The organism is Streptomyces sp. NBC_01618, assembly GCF_045209435.1.
Taxonomy (GTDB): Bacteria; Actinomycetota; Actinomycetes; order Streptomycetales; family Streptomycetaceae; genus Streptomyces.
Genome location: NZ_CP109297.1, coordinates 1,762,852 through 1,779,566, shown reverse-complemented (window position 1 = coordinate 1,779,566; position 16,715 = coordinate 1,762,852). Strand labels below are relative to the sequence as shown.

15 protein-coding genes are annotated in these 16,715 nt (G+C 69.2%); 10 read left to right on the top strand and 5 right to left on the bottom strand.

Going from position 1 to position 16,715, the window contains the following annotated elements; translation table 11 throughout:
- Positions 1-45: 45 nt before the first annotated feature.
- The 8 genes from gap to OH735_RS08375 all read left to right on the top strand — a co-directional run bounded on the left by gap (position 46) and on the right by OH735_RS08375 (position 7,830).
- The gene (gene gap, locus OH735_RS08410; protein WP_406380763.1) at positions 46-1,053 is read left to right on the top strand and encodes a type I glyceraldehyde-3-phosphate dehydrogenase; all 1,008 of its coding nucleotides are present in this window, start codon (positions 46-48) and stop codon (positions 1,051-1,053) included.
- 109 nt (positions 1,054-1,162) lie between these two features.
- Positions 1,163-2,374, top strand: coding sequence for a phosphoglycerate kinase (locus OH735_RS08405; protein ID WP_406380762.1), 1,212 nt, complete (start codon positions 1,163-1,165; stop codon positions 2,372-2,374).
- A gap of 6 nt (positions 2,375-2,380) precedes the next feature.
- Positions 2,381-3,157 carry a triose-phosphate isomerase gene (tpiA, locus tag OH735_RS08400; protein WP_406380761.1) on the top strand — a complete coding sequence of 259 codons (777 nt, stop codon included), beginning with the start codon at positions 2,381-2,383 and terminating at the stop codon, positions 3,155-3,157.
- A 114-nt stretch (positions 3,158-3,271) separates the two neighbouring features.
- Complete coding sequence (secG, locus tag OH735_RS08395; RefSeq protein ID WP_266736497.1) at positions 3,272-3,508, top strand: preprotein translocase subunit SecG; 237 nt, start codon at positions 3,272-3,274, stop codon at positions 3,506-3,508.
- Between the two features lie 109 nt (positions 3,509-3,617).
- Entirely contained in the window at positions 3,618-3,953 is a 336-nt protein-coding gene (locus tag OH735_RS08390) for an RNA polymerase-binding protein RbpA (protein ID WP_072483070.1), read from the top strand.
- A gap of 154 nt (positions 3,954-4,107) precedes the next feature.
- Positions 4,108-5,760, top strand: coding sequence for a glucose-6-phosphate isomerase (gene pgi / locus OH735_RS08385; protein ID WP_406380760.1), 1,653 nt, complete (start codon positions 4,108-4,110; stop codon positions 5,758-5,760).
- A gap of 4 nt (positions 5,761-5,764) precedes the next feature.
- Entirely contained in the window at positions 5,765-6,268 is a 504-nt protein-coding gene (locus tag OH735_RS08380) for a PH domain-containing protein (RefSeq protein ID WP_406380759.1), read from the top strand.
- Positions 6,265-7,830 (top strand): PH domain-containing protein, encoded by a 1,566-nt coding sequence (locus OH735_RS08375; protein WP_406380758.1) that lies wholly within the window; start codon positions 6,265-6,267, stop codon positions 7,828-7,830. The genes OH735_RS08380 and OH735_RS08375 overlap by 4 nt, the downstream gene beginning before the upstream one ends.
- A 115-nt stretch (positions 7,831-7,945) precedes the next feature.
- Here OH735_RS08375 and pgl read toward each other — a convergent pair whose 3' ends face one another.
- From pgl to tkt, 5 genes are read right to left on the bottom strand one after another with little or no spacing between them, the layout of a single operon-like run.
- Positions 7,946-8,728, bottom strand: coding sequence for a 6-phosphogluconolactonase (gene pgl / locus OH735_RS08370; protein WP_406380757.1), 783 nt, complete (start codon positions 8,726-8,728; stop codon positions 7,946-7,948).
- On the bottom strand, positions 8,725-9,804 hold the full coding sequence (opcA, locus tag OH735_RS08365; protein WP_406380756.1) for a glucose-6-phosphate dehydrogenase assembly protein OpcA: 1,080 nt from the start codon (positions 9,802-9,804) through the stop codon (positions 8,725-8,727). The genes pgl and opcA overlap by 4 nt, the downstream gene beginning before the upstream one ends.
- Positions 9,801-11,333: a glucose-6-phosphate dehydrogenase gene (gene zwf, locus OH735_RS08360; protein ID WP_406380755.1), complete on the bottom strand. Its 1,533-nt coding sequence runs from the start codon at positions 11,331-11,333 to the stop codon at positions 9,801-9,803. The genes opcA and zwf overlap by 4 nt, the downstream gene beginning before the upstream one ends.
- Before the next feature lie 5 nt (positions 11,334-11,338).
- Positions 11,339-12,457: a transaldolase gene (tal, locus tag OH735_RS08355; RefSeq protein WP_406380754.1), complete on the bottom strand. Its 1,119-nt coding sequence runs from the start codon at positions 12,455-12,457 to the stop codon at positions 11,339-11,341.
- A 34-nt stretch (positions 12,458-12,491) separates the two neighbouring features.
- Entirely contained in the window at positions 12,492-14,579 is a 2,088-nt protein-coding gene (tkt, locus tag OH735_RS08350; RefSeq protein ID WP_406380753.1) for a transketolase, read from the bottom strand.
- Between the two features lie 643 nt (positions 14,580-15,222).
- On the opposite strand from tkt, the gene OH735_RS08345 reads away from it, so the two are divergent.
- Both OH735_RS08345 and OH735_RS08340 read left to right on the top strand, forming a co-directional pair.
- Entirely contained in the window at positions 15,223-16,176 is a 954-nt protein-coding gene (locus OH735_RS08345) for a heme o synthase (RefSeq protein ID WP_406380752.1), read from the top strand.
- Between the two features lie 98 nt (positions 16,177-16,274).
- The gene (locus tag OH735_RS08340; protein ID WP_406380751.1) at positions 16,275-16,631 is read left to right on the top strand and encodes a hypothetical protein; all 357 of its coding nucleotides are present in this window, start codon (positions 16,275-16,277) and stop codon (positions 16,629-16,631) included.
- Positions 16,632-16,715 lie beyond the last annotated feature (84 nt).

The following is a 16,715-nucleotide window of genomic DNA, read 5'->3' as shown; positions in this document are numbered from 1 at the left end:
AACTCGCCGGGGGCAACCCCGCGTACCTAACGAGGAGATCGGTTCGTGACGATCCGCGTAGGCATCAACGGCTTTGGCCGCATCGGTCGTAACTACTTCCGCGCGTTGCTGGAGCAGGGTGCGGACATCGAGATCGTGGCTGTCAACGACCTGGGCGACACCGCGACCACGGCACACCTTCTGAAGTACGACACGATCCTGGGCCGTCTCAAGGCCGAGGTCAGTCACACCGCCGACAGCATCACCGTCGACGGGCACACCATCAAGGTGCTCTCCGAGCGCAACCCGGCCGACATCCCCTGGGGTGAGCTGGGCGTCGACATCGTCATCGAGTCGACCGGCATCTTCACCAAGAAGGCCGACGCCGAGAAGCACCTCGCGGGTGGTGCCAAGAAGGTCCTCATCTCGGCCCCGGCCAAGAACGAGGACATCACGATCGTGATGGGTGTCAACGAGGACAAGTACGACGCGGCCAGCCACCACGTCATCTCCAACGCCTCCTGCACCACCAACTGTGTCGCGCCGATGGCCAAGGTTCTCGACGAGAACTTCGGCATCGTGAAGGGCCTGATGACGACGGTTCACGCGTACACGAACGACCAGCGCATCCTGGACTTCCCGCACTCCGACCTGCGTCGCGCCCGCGCCGCGGCGGAGAACATCATCCCGACCACGACCGGCGCCGCCAAGGCCACCGCTCTGGTGCTCCCGCAGCTCAAGGGCAAGCTCGACGGCATGGCGATGCGCGTCCCGGTCCCGACCGGTTCGGTCACCGACCTGGTCATCACGCTGGAGCGCGAGGTGACCCGCGACGAGGTCAACGCCGCGTTCCAGAAGGCTGCCGAGGAAGGCCCGCTCAAGGGCAAGCTGGCCTACACCGAGGACCCGATCGTGTCCTCGGACATCGTCTCGGACCCGGCTTCCTGCACCTTCGACTCCCTGCTGACCATGGCAGAGGGCACGCAGGTCAAGGTCATCGGCTGGTACGACAACGAGTGGGGCTACTCCAACCGTCTCGTCGACCTGACCGTGTTCGTCGGCAGCCGGCTCTGACCGTCGGATCGGCAGGCACCTAGAAGTGAGCACGGGGCTCGAAAGGCGCAGCGCGGCGCCGTTCGAGCCCCGTTGCATGCCCTCTCGTCCTCTCAAGGAGTCCAGCAAGATGAAGACGATCGACGAACTTCTCGCCGAAGGGGTCACCGGCAAGCGCGTATTCGTCCGCGCCGACCTCAACGTGCCGCTGAGCGGCACCACCATCACCGACGACGGCCGTATCCGCGCCGTCCGGCCGACCGTGGAGAAGCTCGCCGCGGCCGGTGCGCGGGTCATCGTCGCCTCGCACCTGGGCCGTCCCAAGGGCGCCCCGGACCCCGCCTTCTCCCTGGCGCCCGCCGCCGCCCGCCTCGGTGAACTCATCGGCGCGGACGTGGCGTTCGCGACCGACACCGTCGGCGAGTCCGCCCGTGCCACGGTCGCCGCGCTCACCGACGGCAAGGTCGCCGTCATCGAGAACCTCCGCTTCAACCCCGGTGAGACGTCGAAGGACGACGCCGAGCGCGGCGCGTTCGCCGACCGGCTCGCCGAACTCGCCGACGTATACGTGGGCGACGGCTTCGGAGCCGTACACCGCAAGCACGCCTCGGTGTTCGACCTTCCGGCCCGGCTGCCGCACGCCGCCGGCGACCTGATCGCCACCGAGGTCGGCGTCCTGAAGAAGCTCACCGAGAAAGTCGAGCGCCCGTACGCCGTCGTGCTCGGCGGCTCGAAGGTCTCCGACAAGCTCGGTGTGATCGACCACCTGCTGGAGCGCGCCGACCGCATCCTCATCGGCGGCGGCATGGCGTACACCTTCCTCAAGGCCCAGGGCCACGAGGTCGGCAGCTCCCTCCTCCAGGAGGACCAGATCCCGGCGGTGCTGGAGTACCTCGAGCGCGCCAAGGAGAAGGGCGTGGAGTTCGTGCTCCCCGTCGACGTCGTGGTCTCCGAGCAGTTCCCGGACCTCAAGGCCAAGGCGCCGACCGAGCACCGCACCGTGCCCGCGGATGCGATCCCGGCCGGTTTCATGGGCCTGGACAACGGCCCCGAGACCAACAAGCTGTACGCCTCGAAGCTCGCCGACGCCGTCACCGTCTTCTGGAACGGCCCGATGGGCGTCTTCGAGCACCCCGACTACGCCGAGGGCACCCGGGCCGTCGCCCAGGCCCTCGTAGACTCCTCGGGCTTCAGTGTGGTCGGCGGTGGCGACTCCGCCGCTGCCGTCCGCATCCTGGGCTTCGACGAGAACGCATTCGGACACATCTCGACCGGTGGCGGCGCCAGCCTCGAATACCTCGAGGGCAAGACGCTTCCCGGCCTCGCCGCACTGGAGGACTGACCTTTCATGACCACCCGTACCCCGCTGATGGCGGGCAACTGGAAGATGAACCTCAACCACCTCGAGGCCATCGCGCACACCCAGAAGCTCGGCTTCGCGCTGACCGACAAGGACTACGACGCCGTAGAGGTCGCCGTCCTGCCGCCCTTCACCGATCTGCGCTCCGTGCAGACGCTGATCGAAGGCGACAAGCTGAAGATCAAGTACGGCGCCCAGGACATCTCGGCGCACGACTTCGGCGCGTACACCGGTGAGATCTCCGGCCCGATGCTCGCCAAGCTGAAGTGCACCTATGTCGCCGTCGGCCACAGCGAGCGCCGCCAGTACCACGGCGAGACCGACGAGCTCTGCAACGCCAAGGTGAAGGCCGCCTTCAAGCACGGTCTGACCCCGATCCTCTGCGTCGGCGAGGAGCTGGAGGTCCGCGAGGCGGGCAACCACGTCACGCACACGCTCGCGCAGGTCGACGGCGGTCTCAAGGACGTTCCCGCCGAGCTGGCCGAGTCGATCGTGATCGCGTACGAGCCGGTCTGGGCGATCGGGACCGGCAAGGTCTGCGGCGCCGACGACGCCCAGGAGGTCTGCGGGGCGATCCGCAGCCGTCTCGCGGAGCTGTACTCCCAGGACGTGGCCGACGCGGTCCGTATCCAGTACGGCGGCTCCGTGAAGTCCGGGAACGTCGCCGAGATCATGTCGAAGCCCGATGTGGACGGTGCGCTGATCGGTGGCGCCGCACTGGACGCCGACGAGTTCGTCAAGATCGTCCGCTTCCGCGACCAGTGAGTATGCGGTAGCGCGGATCCGTCGTACCCTTGCGGGGGCCGAGGAGGTTGTAGCCTCCCGGCCTCCGCTGTTCGCACATGCAGTCCAGAGAATTCCGGAAAGTAGGGACCAGCCGTGATTTTGGCGTTCGAGATCGCCCTGATCGTCTTCAGCCTGCTGCTGATGCTGCTGGTGCTGATGCACAAGGGAAAGGGCGGCGGCCTTTCCGACATGTTCGGTGGCGGCATGCAGTCGTCCGTGGGCGGCTCCTCGGTCGCCGAGCGGAACCTCGACCGGATCACGGTCTTCGTCGGTCTGGCCTGGTTCGCGTGCATTGTTGTGCTTGGTCTGCTGATCAAGCTGGACAACTGACGCGTCGTACGCGATTCCCGGTGAGGGTGTAACTCCTTTCACTGGACGCGCGTTGGGCCTTACGTAGACTGGGGCATCTTCGAGCACCATCACGCAGGGAGTTACGACCGTGGCAAGTGGCAACGCGATCCGGGGAAGCCGGGTCGGAGCGGGGCCGATGGGGGAGGCCGAGCGGGGCGAGTCCGCACCGCGCCTCCGCATCTCCTTCTGGTGCTCGAACGGGCACGAGACGCAGCCGAGCTTCGCCAGTGACGCGCAGGTACCGGAGACCTGGGACTGCCCGCGCTGTGGTTTCCCGGCCGGCCAGGACCGGGACAGCCCGCCGGACCCGCCACGCACCGAGCCGTACAAGACGCACCTCGCGTACGTACGTGAGCGGCGCAGCGATGCGGACGGCGAGGCCATCCTCGCCGAGGCCCTGGCGAAACTCCGGGGCGAGATCTAGTTGTTGTTCACCGGCCGGGCACCTCACAGGTGCCCGGCCGGATCGCTTTTGCCGTGCCGCAGCTCGCCGTCGTCTCGTCCACCCTTCTGATCAATTAGGTTGGAAGGGCAGCGGGGCATCTGCAGGCACGAGAAGAAGTGGGCTGATATCCGGGATGAATACACCAAGCCGAACCAGGCTCAACCAGACGCCCGAGTGGACCGCTCTGGGCAAGCACCGCGAGCAGCTCGGGACGACGCATCTGCGGCAGCTCTTCGCGGACGATCCGGAGCGCGGCACCGGATACACCCTCCGGGTCGGCGATCTGTACGTCGACTACTCCAAGCATCTGGTCACCGACGAGACGCTCCGGCTGCTGCGTGAGCTCGCCGCGGCCACCGGCGTGGCGGAGCTGCGGGACGCGATGTTCCGCGGGGAGAAGATCAACACCACCGAGGACCGCGCCGTCCTGCACACCGCGCTGCGTGCCCCGCGCGACGCGGTGATCGAGGTCGACGGCGAGAACGTGGTGCCGGCCGTGCACGCCGTGCTCGACAGGATGGCGGCCTTCTCCGACCGCATCAGGTCGGGGGAGTGGACCGGTCACACCGGCAAGCGCATCAAGAACATCGTCAACATCGGCATCGGCGGCTCCGATCTCGGCCCTGCCATGGCGTACGAGGTGCTGCGCTCCTTCACGGACCGCTCGCTCACCCTCCGCTTCGTGTCGAACGTCGACGGCGCCGACCTCCATGAGGCCGTACGCGATCTCGACCCGGCCGAGACGCTCTTCGTCATCGCGTCGAAGACCTTCACGACGATCGAGACGATCACCAATGCCACCTCCTCCCGCAACTGGCTGCTGACCGGGCTGAGGGCCGGTCAGGAAGCGGTCGCCAAGCACTTCGTGGCGCTTTCCACGAACGCCGAGAAGGTCGCGGACTTCGGTATCGACACCGCCAACATGTTCGAGTTCTGGGACTGGGTCGGCGGCCGCTACTCCTACGACTCCGCCATCGGTCTCTCGCTGATGATCGCCATCGGCCCGGACCGGTTCCGCGAGATGCTCGACGGCTTCCACCTCGTCGACGAACACTTCCGCAACGCGCCCGCCGAGGACAACGTCCCGCTGCTGCTGGGCCTGTTGGGCGTCTGGTACGGCGCCTTCTTCGACGCCCAGTCGCATGCCGTGCTGCCGTACAGCCACTATCTGTCCAAGTTCACCGCGTACTTGCAGCAGCTGGACATGGAGTCCAACGGCAAGTCCGTTGACCGGGACGGCAATCCGGTCGGCTGGCAGACCGGACCGGTCGTCTGGGGCACCCCCGGCACCAACGGGCAGCACGCCTATTACCAGCTGATCCACCAGGGCACCAAGGTCATCCCGGCCGACTTCATCGGCTTCGCCGAGCCCGTCGCCGACCTGCTGCCCGGCCTCGTCGCCCAGCACGATCTGCTGATGGCCAACTTCTTCGCCCAGACCCAGGCGCTGGCCTTCGGCAAGACGCCGGACGAGGTCCGTGCCGAGGGCGTCGCCGAGGAACTGGTGCCGCACAAGACCTTCCAGGGCAATCACCCGACGACGACGATCCTCGCCGACCGGCTGACGCCGTCCGTCCTCGGCCAGCTGATCGCGCTGTACGAGCACAAGGTCTTCGTCCAGGGCGCCATCTGGAACATCGACTCCTTCGACCAGTGGGGCGTCGAACTCGGCAAGGTCCTCGCCAAGAAGATCGAGCCGGTGCTGACCGAAGGCAGGGGGGGCGAGCAGCTGGACAGCTCGACCGCCGCGCTCGTCACGGCGTACCGCGCCCGCAGGGGGCGCTGAGTCGATGACCACGGGGGAGCGGACGGTGCGGCTGAGGCCGCCGAACAACACGCTGGACCCGCGGGCCGTCGGCTGGTGGCGGGCCCAGTGGCTGCTGCTGACCGCGGCGCCGGTGGCCGTCCTGGCCGTGCTCGGCGCGCTCATCGAGCCCGCCCGGTTCTGGCTGCTGCTGCCCGCCGTGATCCTCGCGGTCCTCGGCGTCGGCTGCGCCGTCCTCTTCCCCCGCTGGTGGTTTCGCGCCCATCGCTGGGAGGTCACCGACGAAGCGGTGTACGTCAGAACCGGCGTCCTGCGACAGGAGTGGCGGATCGCCCCGATGTCCCGGATCCAGACCGTGGACACCGTCCGCGGCCCGCTCGAACAGCTCTACCGGCTCGCCACGGTCACCGTGACCACCGCATCGTCCAAGGGCGCGGTCCGGATCGAGGGACTGGGCCACGAACTGGCGGCCGAGCTGGCCGAGCGGCTGACCCGGATCACCCAGGACACCCCCGGCGACGCCACATGAGCGCCGAGGCGGCCGTCTCCCCGGACGCCGGGGACGACGACCGCGCCGACGGCCCCGGTACCGTCACCGACTGGCGGCGGCTGGACCGGCGTACGGTCCTCGTCAGCGCACTCGTCACGGTCGGTGTGGCGGCCGGTGCGGCCGCGCCCATCACGCTCGGACTCTCCGGACGGTTCGGCCTCGGGCACGCGGTCGCCTGGGTGCTGGTTGGCGCGCTCGTGCTGATCGGCTGCGCCGCGGCCGGCGACTACGTACGGTGGCGCCGCACCCGCTACCGCGTCGGCGCCGAACGGGTCGAGCTCCACACCGGGCTGTTCCTGGTCAAGAAGCGCTCACTGGCCCGTGAACGCATCCGCAGCGTCGATCTCACCGCTCATCCGCTCCAACGGGTCCTCGGCCTGGTAACCGTCCGCATCGGCACCGGCGAGCACTCCGGCGGCGAATCCACCCTGGAACTGGACCCGGTCCCCAAGGCCGAGGGTGAGCGGCTCCGCCGCGAACTGCTGGAGCGTGCGGTCACCGGCATCCCGGGCACCCACCGAAAGGGCGAACTCGTCGCCCTCGACCCGCGCTGGATCCGTTACGCACCGGTCTCGTTCGTCGCCCCCGCGCTCGGCGGCGCGGCGGCCGGTGCGGTGATGCAGGTCAGCGACTGGTTCGGGGCGCAGGGGCAGGTGATCGACTGGTTCGGCGACAGGTTCCGGGACACCTCGCTGACGGTCATGATCGTGACCCTCGCCGTCGCGGTCGTGGCCGCCGGAGTCGTCGGCGCGCTCGGCCTGTGGGTCGAGATGTGGTGGAGCTACCGGCTGGAGCGCGAACCCGGCGGCACCCTGCGCGTCCGGCGCGGTCTGCTGACCTCCCGGTCCGTCTCCATCGAGGAGCGGCGGCTGCGCGGCGTCGACCTCGTCGAACCGCTCGGCATCCGGCTCTTCGGCGCCGCCCGCGTCGACGCGATCACCACCGGACTCGCCAAGGACGACGAGGAGCAGCACGGCGACCACAACACCCTGCTGCCCGCCGCACCCCGGCCCGTCGCCGACACGGTGGCCGCCGACGTCCTGCGCGCGACCACGTCCCCGACCGGCGCCCCGCTGACCGGGCACCCCGTCGCGGCCGGCGGCCGACGGCTGCGACGGGCGTTCTGGGCCGTCTTCGTCCCCGTGGCGGTCCAGACCGTGCTGGGTGTGCTGCTGATCCCCGTACTGCTCTGGACGGCGCTCGGCTGCGCGGCCGTGGGGCTGCCGCTGGGGGTGTTCCTGGCCCGGGACGCGTACCGCGGTCTGGGGCATGTCCTCAGCGGCGACTACCTGGTGGTCAGGTCGGGCACGGTCCGGCGCTCGACCGCCGCGCTGGAGCGGGCCGGTGTCATCGGCTGGACGGTCCGGCAGACGTACTTCCAGCGGCGGTCCGGGGTGCTGAGTCTCACCGCGACGACGGCTGCCGGAGCGGGCGCGTACACGGCGTACGACGCGGACGCGAGCGAGGGCCTCGACTTCGCCTCGCAGGCCGTCCCGGGCCTGCTGGAGCCCTTTCTGGAGCGCACCCCGGCGGCCGGCTGAGCGCTGGACCGGGCGGGTGCCGCGCCGATGACGTGAACCCGCTGCCGTTTCACGCCGCGGGCCCGGCCGCTCCGAGGAGCGAACCGGGCCCGGGCACAGCGGTACTGACGGCCGCTCAGGGAGAGGCCGTCGGATACAGCGCACGCGGCAGCCGCGAGGCCGCCGCCGCGTCCAGCAGCCACAGGGTGCGGCCGCGTCCGTACGCACCGGCCGCCGGGGCCTGGATCTCCCCGGCACCCGAGAGCGCGATCTCCGCGGCCTCCGCCTTGTCCTCACCCGCGGCGAGCAGCCACACCTCGCGCGCCGCCCGGATCGCGGGCAGCGTGAGCGAGACCCGGGTGGGCGGCGGCTTGGGGGCGCCGTGCACACCGACGACGGTGCGCTCGGTCTCCCGTACCGCGGGCAGTTCCGGGAAGAGCGACGCGACATGTGTGTCCGGGCCCACGCCCAGCATCAGCACATCGAACGTCGGCACCGGACCGTGGTCCTCCGGACCGGCCGCCGCGGCCAGTTCCTCGGCGTACGCGGCCGCGGCCGCGTCGGCGTCATTGCCCCAGGGGCCGTCCGAGGCGGGCATCGCGTGCACCCGGGAAGCGGTCAGCGGCACCGAGTCCAGTAGGGCCTCGCGGGCCTGCGTGACATTGCGCTCCGGATGGCCCTCCGGCAGGAACCGCTCGTCGCCCCACCACAGATCGAGCCGCGACCAGTCGATCGCGTCCCGGGCGGGCGCGGCGGCGAGGGCGGCCAGCAGGCCGTTGCCGTTGCGCCCGCCGGTGAGGACCACCGAGGCGTAGCCGCGGGCGGACTGGGCGTCCACGATCCTCGTGATCAGCCGGGCCGCGGCGGCCTGCGCCATCAGCTCCTTGTCGCGGTGCACGACAAGCTGAGGGGCACTCACTTGGCCGCCGCCTTCTTGGCCGCCGTCTTCTTGGCGGCGGGGGCGGCGGGGGCGGCGGGGGCGGCGGGGGCAGCGGAGGCAGCGGAGGCAGCGGCGGTCCCACCTGACTTGGGCCCGGAGGACTTCGGCTCGGCAGGCTCCTGCTCCGCCGGTCCGCCGAGCTTCTCCACGCCGAACTTCACCGTCGCCTCGTAGGTGTTGTCCGGGTCCAGGCGCCGCAGCTCCTCGGCGAGCAGCTCGGCGGTGTCCCGCCGCTTGAGTGCCACCGCACGGTCGGGCTGGCCCTGCATCGAGAGCGTGGCCAGCGAACCGTCCGGCCGGTCCAGGACGATGACACCGTTCTGGGTCTCCATCCGCACGGCCGTCAGACCGGGGCCGTCGGACTGGGTGCGCTCCACCGGAACCTTGAGCCGGTCGGCGAGCCACATGGCGAGCAGCTCACAGCTCGGGTTCTCCGACTCGCCCTCGACCGTCGCCGAGACGACCTCGACGTGCTGCTGGTCGAGCGCGGCCGCGAGCATCGAGCGCCACGGCGTGATGCGGGTCCAGGACAGATCGGTGTCGCCCGGGGTGTACGACCGGGCGCGGACCGCGAGTTCGTCGCCCGGGTGCTCCGAGGAGTACGCGTCCGTGATCCGGCGCTGGGCGAGCGCGCCGAGCGGGTCCTTCGCCGGGTCGTCGGGTGCGTCCTCGGGCCACCAGACCACGACCGGGGCGTCCGGCAGCAGCAGCGGAAGGACCACCGACTGGGCGTGGTTGGCCAGTTCGCCGTGGAGACGCAGGACGACGGTCTCGCCGGTGCCCGCGTCGGTTCCGACCCGCACCTCGGCGTCGAGCCGGGCGTCCCGGCGGCTGCGCGGCGAGCGGCTGACCCGCTTGATCACCGCGATGATCCGCGAGGGGTGCTCGCGCGAGGCGTCGCCGGCCGACTTGAGGGCGTCGTACGCGTTCTCCTCGTCGGTGACGATGACCAGGGTCAGCACCATGCCGATGGCCGGGGTGCCGATGGCCCGGCGGGCCGACACCAGCGCCTGGTTGATCTTGCTGGAAGTGGTCTCCGTGAGATCGATCTTCATGGCCGACGCCAGCTCCGTCCGTCTCGTGCGAGCATCTCGTCCGCCTCGGCCGGGCCCCAGGTGCCCGCCGGGTACTGCGCGGGCTTGCCGTGCTTGTCCCAGTACTCCTCGATCGGGTCGAGGATGTTCCAGGAGAGCTCGACCTCCTGGTGCCGCGGGAACAGGTTGGCGTCGCCGAGCAGCACATCGAGGATGAGCCGCTCGTACGCCTCCGGGCTGGACTCCGTGAAGGACTCGCCGTACGCGAAGTCCATCGTGACGTCCCGGACCTCCATCGAGGTGCCGGGCACCTTGGAGCCGAACCGCACGGTCACGCCCTCGTCCGGCTGGACCCGGATGACCAGGGCGTTGCCGCCCAGCTCCTTTGTCGCGCCGGACTCGAAGGGCAGATATGGGGCGCGCTTGAAGACGACCGCGATCTCCGTGACCCGGCGGCCGAGCCGCTTTCCGGTACGGAGGTAGAACGGGACGCCCGCCCAGCGGCGGTTGTTGATCGTCAGCTTGATCGCGGCGAAGGTGTCGGTCGTCGACCTGGGGTCGATGCCGTCCTCCTCCAGATAGCCGAGGACCTCCTCGCCGCCCTGCCAGGCGCGCGCGTACTGGCCGCGCACCGTGTGCTTGCCCAGGTCGTCCGGCAGTTCCACCGCCGTGAGCACCTTGAGCTTCTCGGCGACCAGGGCCTTCGGGTGGAAGGAGCCGGGCTCCTCCATGGCCGTCAGCGCCAGCAGCTGGAGCAGGTGGTTCTGGATGACGTCACGGGCGGCACCGATGCCGTCGTAGTAGCCGGCCCGGCCGCCGATGCCGATGTCCTCGGCCATCGTGATCTGGACGTGGTCGACGTACGACCTGTTCCAGATCGGCTCGAACATCGTGTTGGCGAACCGCAGCGCCAGGATGTTCTGGACCGTCTCCTTGCCCAGGTAGTGGTCGATCCGGAAGACCTCGTTGGGCGGGAACACGTCGTGCACGATCTGGTTGAGCTCCTGGGCGCTCTTCAGATCGTGACCGAAGGGCTTCTCGATGACGGCACGCCGCCAGGAACCCTCCTTCTGGTCCGCGAGCCCGTGCTTCTTGAGCTGCTGGACGACCTTGGGGAAGAACTTCGGCGGCACGGACAGATAGAAGGCGAAGTTGCCGCCCGTGCCCTGTGCCTTGTCGAGATCCTGGATCGTGGCCTTCAGCGTCTCGAAGGCCTCGTCGTCGTCGAAGTTGCCCTGGACGAAGCGCATCCCCTGGATGAGCTGCTGCCAGACCTCTTCGCGGAACGGCGTGCGGGCGTGCTGCTTGACGGCGTCGTGGACCTCCTGTGCGAAGTCCTCGTCGTGCCACTCGCGGCGCGCGAAACCGATGAGGGAGAAGCCCGGCGGGAGCAGGCCGCGGTTGGCCAGGTCGTAGACGGCGGGCATCAGCTTTTTACGGGACAAATCGCCCGTGACGCCAAAGATCACCAGGCCCGACGGCCCCGCGATGCGCGGGAGCCGTCGGTCCTGAGGGTCACGAAGCGGGTTGGCTCCGGGAACACCGGACAAGGTGGTCAGCCCTCCGAAGGGGCGAGGCGCTTGAGCACGGCCTCGGTCGAGTTGAGCAGGTCGATCCAGGACGCCTCGAACTTCTCGACACCCTCGTCCTCGAGGAGCTGGACGACGTCGTCGTAGGAGATCCCGAGCTTCGCGACGCCGTCGAGCTCGGCACGCGCCTGCTCGTAGGTGCCGGCGATGGTGTTGCCCGTGATCTGTCCGTGGTCCGCGGTGGCGTCCAGGGTGGCCTCGGGCATGGTGTTCACCGTGCCCGGGGCGACCAGGTCGTCGACGTACAGGGTGTCCTTGTACGCGGGGTCCTTGACACCGGTCGACGCCCACAGCGGGCGCTGCTTGTTGGCGTGCGCCTTGTCCAGGGCGGCCCAGCGGTCCGAGGAGAAGACCTCCTCGTACGCCTGGTAGGCGAGCCGGGCGTTGGCGAGTGCCGCCTTGCCCTTGAGCGCCTTGGCCTCGTCGGTGCCGACCGCGTCGAGCCGCTTGTCGATCTCGGTGTCCACGCGGGACACGAAGAACGAGGCCACCGAGTGGATCTTGGACAGGTCCAGGCCCGCGGCCTTCGCCTTCTCCAGACCCGCCAGGTAGGCGTCCATGACCTCGCGGTAGCGCTCCAGCGAGAAGATCAGCGTGACGTTGACGCTGATGCCCTTTCCGATGACCTCGGTGATCGCCGGGAGACCGGCCTTCGTCGCCGGGATCTTGATGAGCGTGTTGGGCCGGTCCACCAGCCAGGCCAGCTGCTTGGCCTCGGCGACGGTGGCGTCGGTGTGGTGGGCCAGCCGCGGGTCGACCTCGATGGAGACCCGGCCGTCCTGGCCGTCCGTGGCGTCGAAGACCGGACGCAGGATGTCCGCGGCGTCCCGCACATCGGCCGTCGTGATCATGCGGACGGCCTCGTCGACGGTGACCTTGCGTGTGGCGAGGTCGGCGAGCTGCTGCTCATAGCCGTCGCCGTGCGAGATCGCCTTCTGGAAGATCGACGGGTTGGTGGTGACACCCACGACGTGCTGCTGGTCGATCAGCTCGGCGAGGTTGCCCGAGGTGATCCGCTTGCGCGACAGGTCATCGAGCCAGATCGCCACGCCCTCGTCGGAGAGGCGCTTGAGTGCGTCTGTCATGAGAAATGCATCTCCTACTAGTCGTATAACGGCGTCAGCGCGTGGCGGCGGCGAGAGATTCCCGCGCGGCGGCGGCGACGTGCTCGCCGGTGAACCCGAACTCACGGAAGAGGACCTTCGCGTCGGCCGAGGCACCGAAGTGCTCCAGCGAGACGATCCGGCCGGCGTCCCCGACGTAACGGTGCCAGGTCAGACCGATACCGGCCTCGACAGCGACGCGTGCCTTCACGGATGGCGGCAGCACGCTGTCCTTGTACGCCTGGTCCTGCTCCTCGAACCACTCGACCGACGGCATCGAGACCACCCGGGTCGGGATGCCGGCCGCCTGCAGTTCCTCGCGCGCCTCGACGGCGAGGTGCACCTCGGAGCCCGTACCGATGAGGAGGACCTGGGCGTCGCCGCCTTCGGCCTCGAAGAGCACGTAGCCGCCCTTGGCCGCGTCGTCGTTCGCCTCGTACGTGGGTACGCCCTGGCGGGTCAGCGCCAGGCCGTGCGGGGCTCCCTTGCCGAACACCTTGGTGTAGCGGCGCAGGATCTCGCGCCAGGCGACGGCGGTCTCGTTCGCGTCGGCCGGGCGGACGATGTTCAGGCCCGGGATGGCGCGCAGCGAGGCCAGGTGCTCCACCGGCTGGTGGGTCGGGCCGTCCTCGCCGAGACCGATGGAGTCGTGCGTCCACACGTACGTCACCGGCAGGTGCATCAGCGCGGACAGGCGCACGGCGTTGCGCATGTAATCGGAGAACACCAGGAAGGTGCCGCCGTAGATACGGGTGTGGCCGTGCAGCGCGATGCCGTTCATGGCAGCGGCCATGGCGTGCTCGCGGATGCCAAAGTGGATCGTGCGGCCGTACGGGTCCGCACCCGGCAGCGGGTTGCCCGACGGAAGGAACGACGACGTCTTGTCGATCGTCGTGTTGTTCGAGCCCGCCAGGTCGGCGGAGCCGCCCCACAGCTCGGGGACGATCTCGCCGAGCGCCTGGAGCACCTTGCCGGAGGCGGCACGGGTGGCGACGCTCTTGCCCGGCTCGAAGACCGGGAGTTTGTCCTCCCAGCCGGCGGGCAGCTCGCCCGCGGAGATCCGGTCGAACTCGGCGGCGCGCTCCGGGTTGGCGGTGCGCCACGCGGCGAGGGACTTCTCCCACTCGGCCTTGGCCTCGCGGCCGCGGTCCAGCGCCTCACGGGTGTGGGAGATGACCTCGTCGGAGACCTCGAAGGACTTCTCCGGGTCGAAGCCGAGGACCTTCTTCGTCGCGGCGACCTCTTCGTCACCGAGCGCCGAGCCGTGCGAGGCCTCGGTGTTCTGGGCGTGCGGGGCGGGCCAGGCGATGATCGAGCGGGCCGCGATGAACGACGGGCGCCCGGTCTCGGCCTTGGCGGCCTGCAGCGCCGCGTACAGACCCGCGGGGTCCAGGTCGCCGCTGGGCAGCTGGTCGACGCGCTGGACGTGCCAGCCGTACGCCTCGTACCGCTTCAGGGTGTCCTCGGAGACCGCGGTCTCCGTGTCGCCCTCGATGGAGATGTGGTTGTCGTCCCACAGCACGACCAGGTTGCCGAGCTTCTGGTGCCCGGCCAGCGAGGACGCCTCCGCGGAGATGCCCTCCTGGAGGCAGCCGTCGCCCGCGACGACCCAGATCATGTGGTCGAACGGGGAGGTGCCGGGGGCCGCCTCCGGGTCGAACAGGCCACGCTCGTAACGGGCGGCCATCGCCATGCCCACCGCGTTGGCGACACCCTGGCCCAGCGGGCCCGTGGTCGTCTCGACGCCAGTGGTGTGGCCGTACTCCGGGTGGCCGGGGGTCTTCGAACCCCAGGTGCGGAAGGCCTTGAGGTCATCGAGCTCCAGGCCGTACCCGGCCAGGTAGAGCTGGATGTAGAGGGTCAGGCTGCTGTGCCCCGCAGAGAGCACGAACCGGTCGCGACCGGTCCACTCCGCGTCGGCGGGGTCGTGCCGCATCACCTTCTGGAAGAGGGTGTACGCGGCGGGAGCCAGGCTCATCGCCGTGCCCGGGTGGCCGTTTCCGACCTTCTGTACGGCGTCGGCGGCAAGGACGCGGACAGTGTCCACGGCCCGCTGGTCCAATTCGGTCCACTGGAGGTCTGTGGTGGTCGGCTTGGTGCTCACCCTGAGTCAGGGCTCCTCTCCACTGTTGTAAACCGGTGACTGGTGACCGCACCGGGCGCTGTCGAGCCTACCCTCGTCGGAACAAGCATTTTCCGGCTGCTTTCCAGGGTGCGGGTGGTCCACTGAGTTCGCCTCCCGTATGAGCGCGACGGCTCACTTATGGGCCCTCCGATGAGCGCCCCCGGCCCCGTCTGTGCCCTCCGACGAGCGCGTCCTTCCACTTAGATTGACCGGCAAATGGGGGGCGGCGTCGCGGGGCCGGGCACGCACTCCCCCAAGGCATTAAGGGCCAGGGGGACCCCCTCCGGCGTTGTCGTCAATCACCAACGCTCCTTCCCCGAGCTCTCGGCTTCGCTCGAGCAGGGGAGACCCCATCTGCCTCAATCCTTCGCCTTGCAGCTGCACGCACCCAGCCCCGCTCCTTCTCCCGCCCCCCATTTGCCGGTCGGTCTTATGCGCCGGCCCGGTGAGCGAGGTCCCTCGTACGCCACTTCGATGAGCGCGTCCCTTTACTTCTGCGCCACTTCAACACGACCGCACCCCCGCGAAGGGCGGCCTGTCCTCAACGTCTACAGTGGTCTGGTTCGCGCAAGTCTTTACTGGGCCTTCACGCCCGGAGCTTGCTGGGATTTCTCTGTCAGGGGTGTGCGTGACGGCCGTCGAGTCCCGACCCGCAGGGGTCGCCTTGACTCCCAGCCCAGGGGGCCATCGCCCGTTCGGGGCCCGTGTCAAGGCATTCGTGGCGCTGACCAAGCCTCGGATCATCGAGCTGTTGTTGATCACCACTGTTCCGGTGATGTTCCTGGCCGCTCAGGGTGTACCCGATCTGTGGCTCGTTCTCACCACCACCATCGGGGGATATCTCTCCGCGGGCGGTGCCAACGCGCTGAACATGTACATCGACCGCGACATCGACGCGTTGATGGACCGTACGTCGCAGCGCCCGCTGGTCACCGGAATGGTGAGCCCGCGTGAGTGCCTGGCCTTCGGCATCGCTCTCGCGGTGATCTCCACGGTCTGGTTCGGACTGCTCGTCAACTGGTTGTCGGCGGCGCTGTCGCTCGGCGCGCTGCTCTTCTACGTCGTCATCTACACGATGCTGCTGAAGCGCCGCACCTCGCAGAACATCGTCTGGGGCGGCATCGCCGGCTGCATGCCGGTCCTCATCGGCTGGTCCGCCGTGACCAACTCGATGTCCTGGGCCGCCGTCATTCTCTTCGCCGTCATCTTCTTCTGGACGCCGCCGCACTACTGGCCGCTGTCCATGAAGGTGAAGGACGACTACGCCCGGGTCGGCGTTCCGATGCTGCCGGTCATCGCCTCCAACCGGGTGGTGGCCCGCCAGATCGTCGTCTACAGCTGGGTGATGGTCGCCGTCTCGCTGCTGCTGACCCCGCTCGGCTACACCGGCTGGTTCTACACCGCTGTGGCGCTGCTGACCGGTGGGTTCTGGCTCTGGGAGGCCCACGGCCTGCTCAACCGGGCCAAGGCCGGCGTGACGGGCGGGAAGCTCAAGGAGATGCGGCTGTTCCACTGGTCGATCACCTATGTCTCGCTGCTCTTCGTCGCCGTGGCGGTCGACCCCTTCCTGAGGTAGTCCCGCCTCATCGATTCCCGCCGACGGGCGGGGCACGTGGCCCATGCCACGTGTCCCGCCCGTCGCACGTTGGTCTACCCATCGGTAGCATCCTGAGCATGGCAGAGACGGCAGAGACCCAGGTGGAGAGCGGCAAGCAGGCGGCCCGCGCGGAGCGCAGGGCGGCGAAGCTCGCCAAGCAGATCGGCGCCTTCTCCAAGGCGCACGGCGGTGCGGAGGGGCAGCTCGCCTACATCGGGCAGATGGGCACCCGCATCGTTCTCGTGGGCGAGGACGGCGGCTGGGGCGATCTGGTCGCCCCGTCGTACGCGATCGCCGAGAGCGCCGCCCAGAAGGCCGGGATCACGATGCACGAGTCCTTCGACGGAGAGTTCGCCGCGAAGGTCCGCACCGGCCCGTACGAGTGGACGCGGATGGCCGGAATCCAGGTGGGCGGCCCGTCCAACAAGGCCTGACGGAACAGTTGCTCCCGTACGCCGATCGCCGGACGGTTCCGAGAAGGAACCCGTCCGGCGATCGGCGTACGGGGGAGGGAAACC

Bases quoted from the DNA above. Each gene is read 5' to 3' on its own strand.
- OH735_RS08405 (WP_406380762.1), top strand. From the start codon at position 1,163: ATGAAGACGATCGACGAACTTCTCGCCGAAGGGGTCACCGGCAAGCGC.
- tpiA (WP_406380761.1), top strand. From the start codon at position 2,381: ATGACCACCCGTACCCCGCTGATGGCGGGCAACTGGAAGATGAACCTC.
- pgi (WP_406380760.1), top strand. From the start codon at position 4,108: ATGAATACACCAAGCCGAACCAGGCTCAACCAGACGCCCGAGTGGACC.
- OH735_RS08380 (WP_406380759.1), top strand. From the start codon at position 5,765: ATGACCACGGGGGAGCGGACGGTGCGGCTGAGGCCGCCGAACAACACG.
- OH735_RS08375 (WP_406380758.1), top strand. From the start codon at position 6,265: ATGAGCGCCGAGGCGGCCGTCTCCCCGGACGCCGGGGACGACGACCGC.
- opcA (WP_406380756.1), bottom strand. From the start codon at position 9,804: ATGAAGATCGATCTCACGGAGACCACTTCCAGCAAGATCAACCAGGCG.
- tal (WP_406380754.1), bottom strand. From the start codon at position 12,457: ATGACAGACGCACTCAAGCGCCTCTCCGACGAGGGCGTGGCGATCTGG.
- OH735_RS08340 (WP_406380751.1), top strand. From the start codon at position 16,275: ATGGCAGAGACGGCAGAGACCCAGGTGGAGAGCGGCAAGCAGGCGGCC.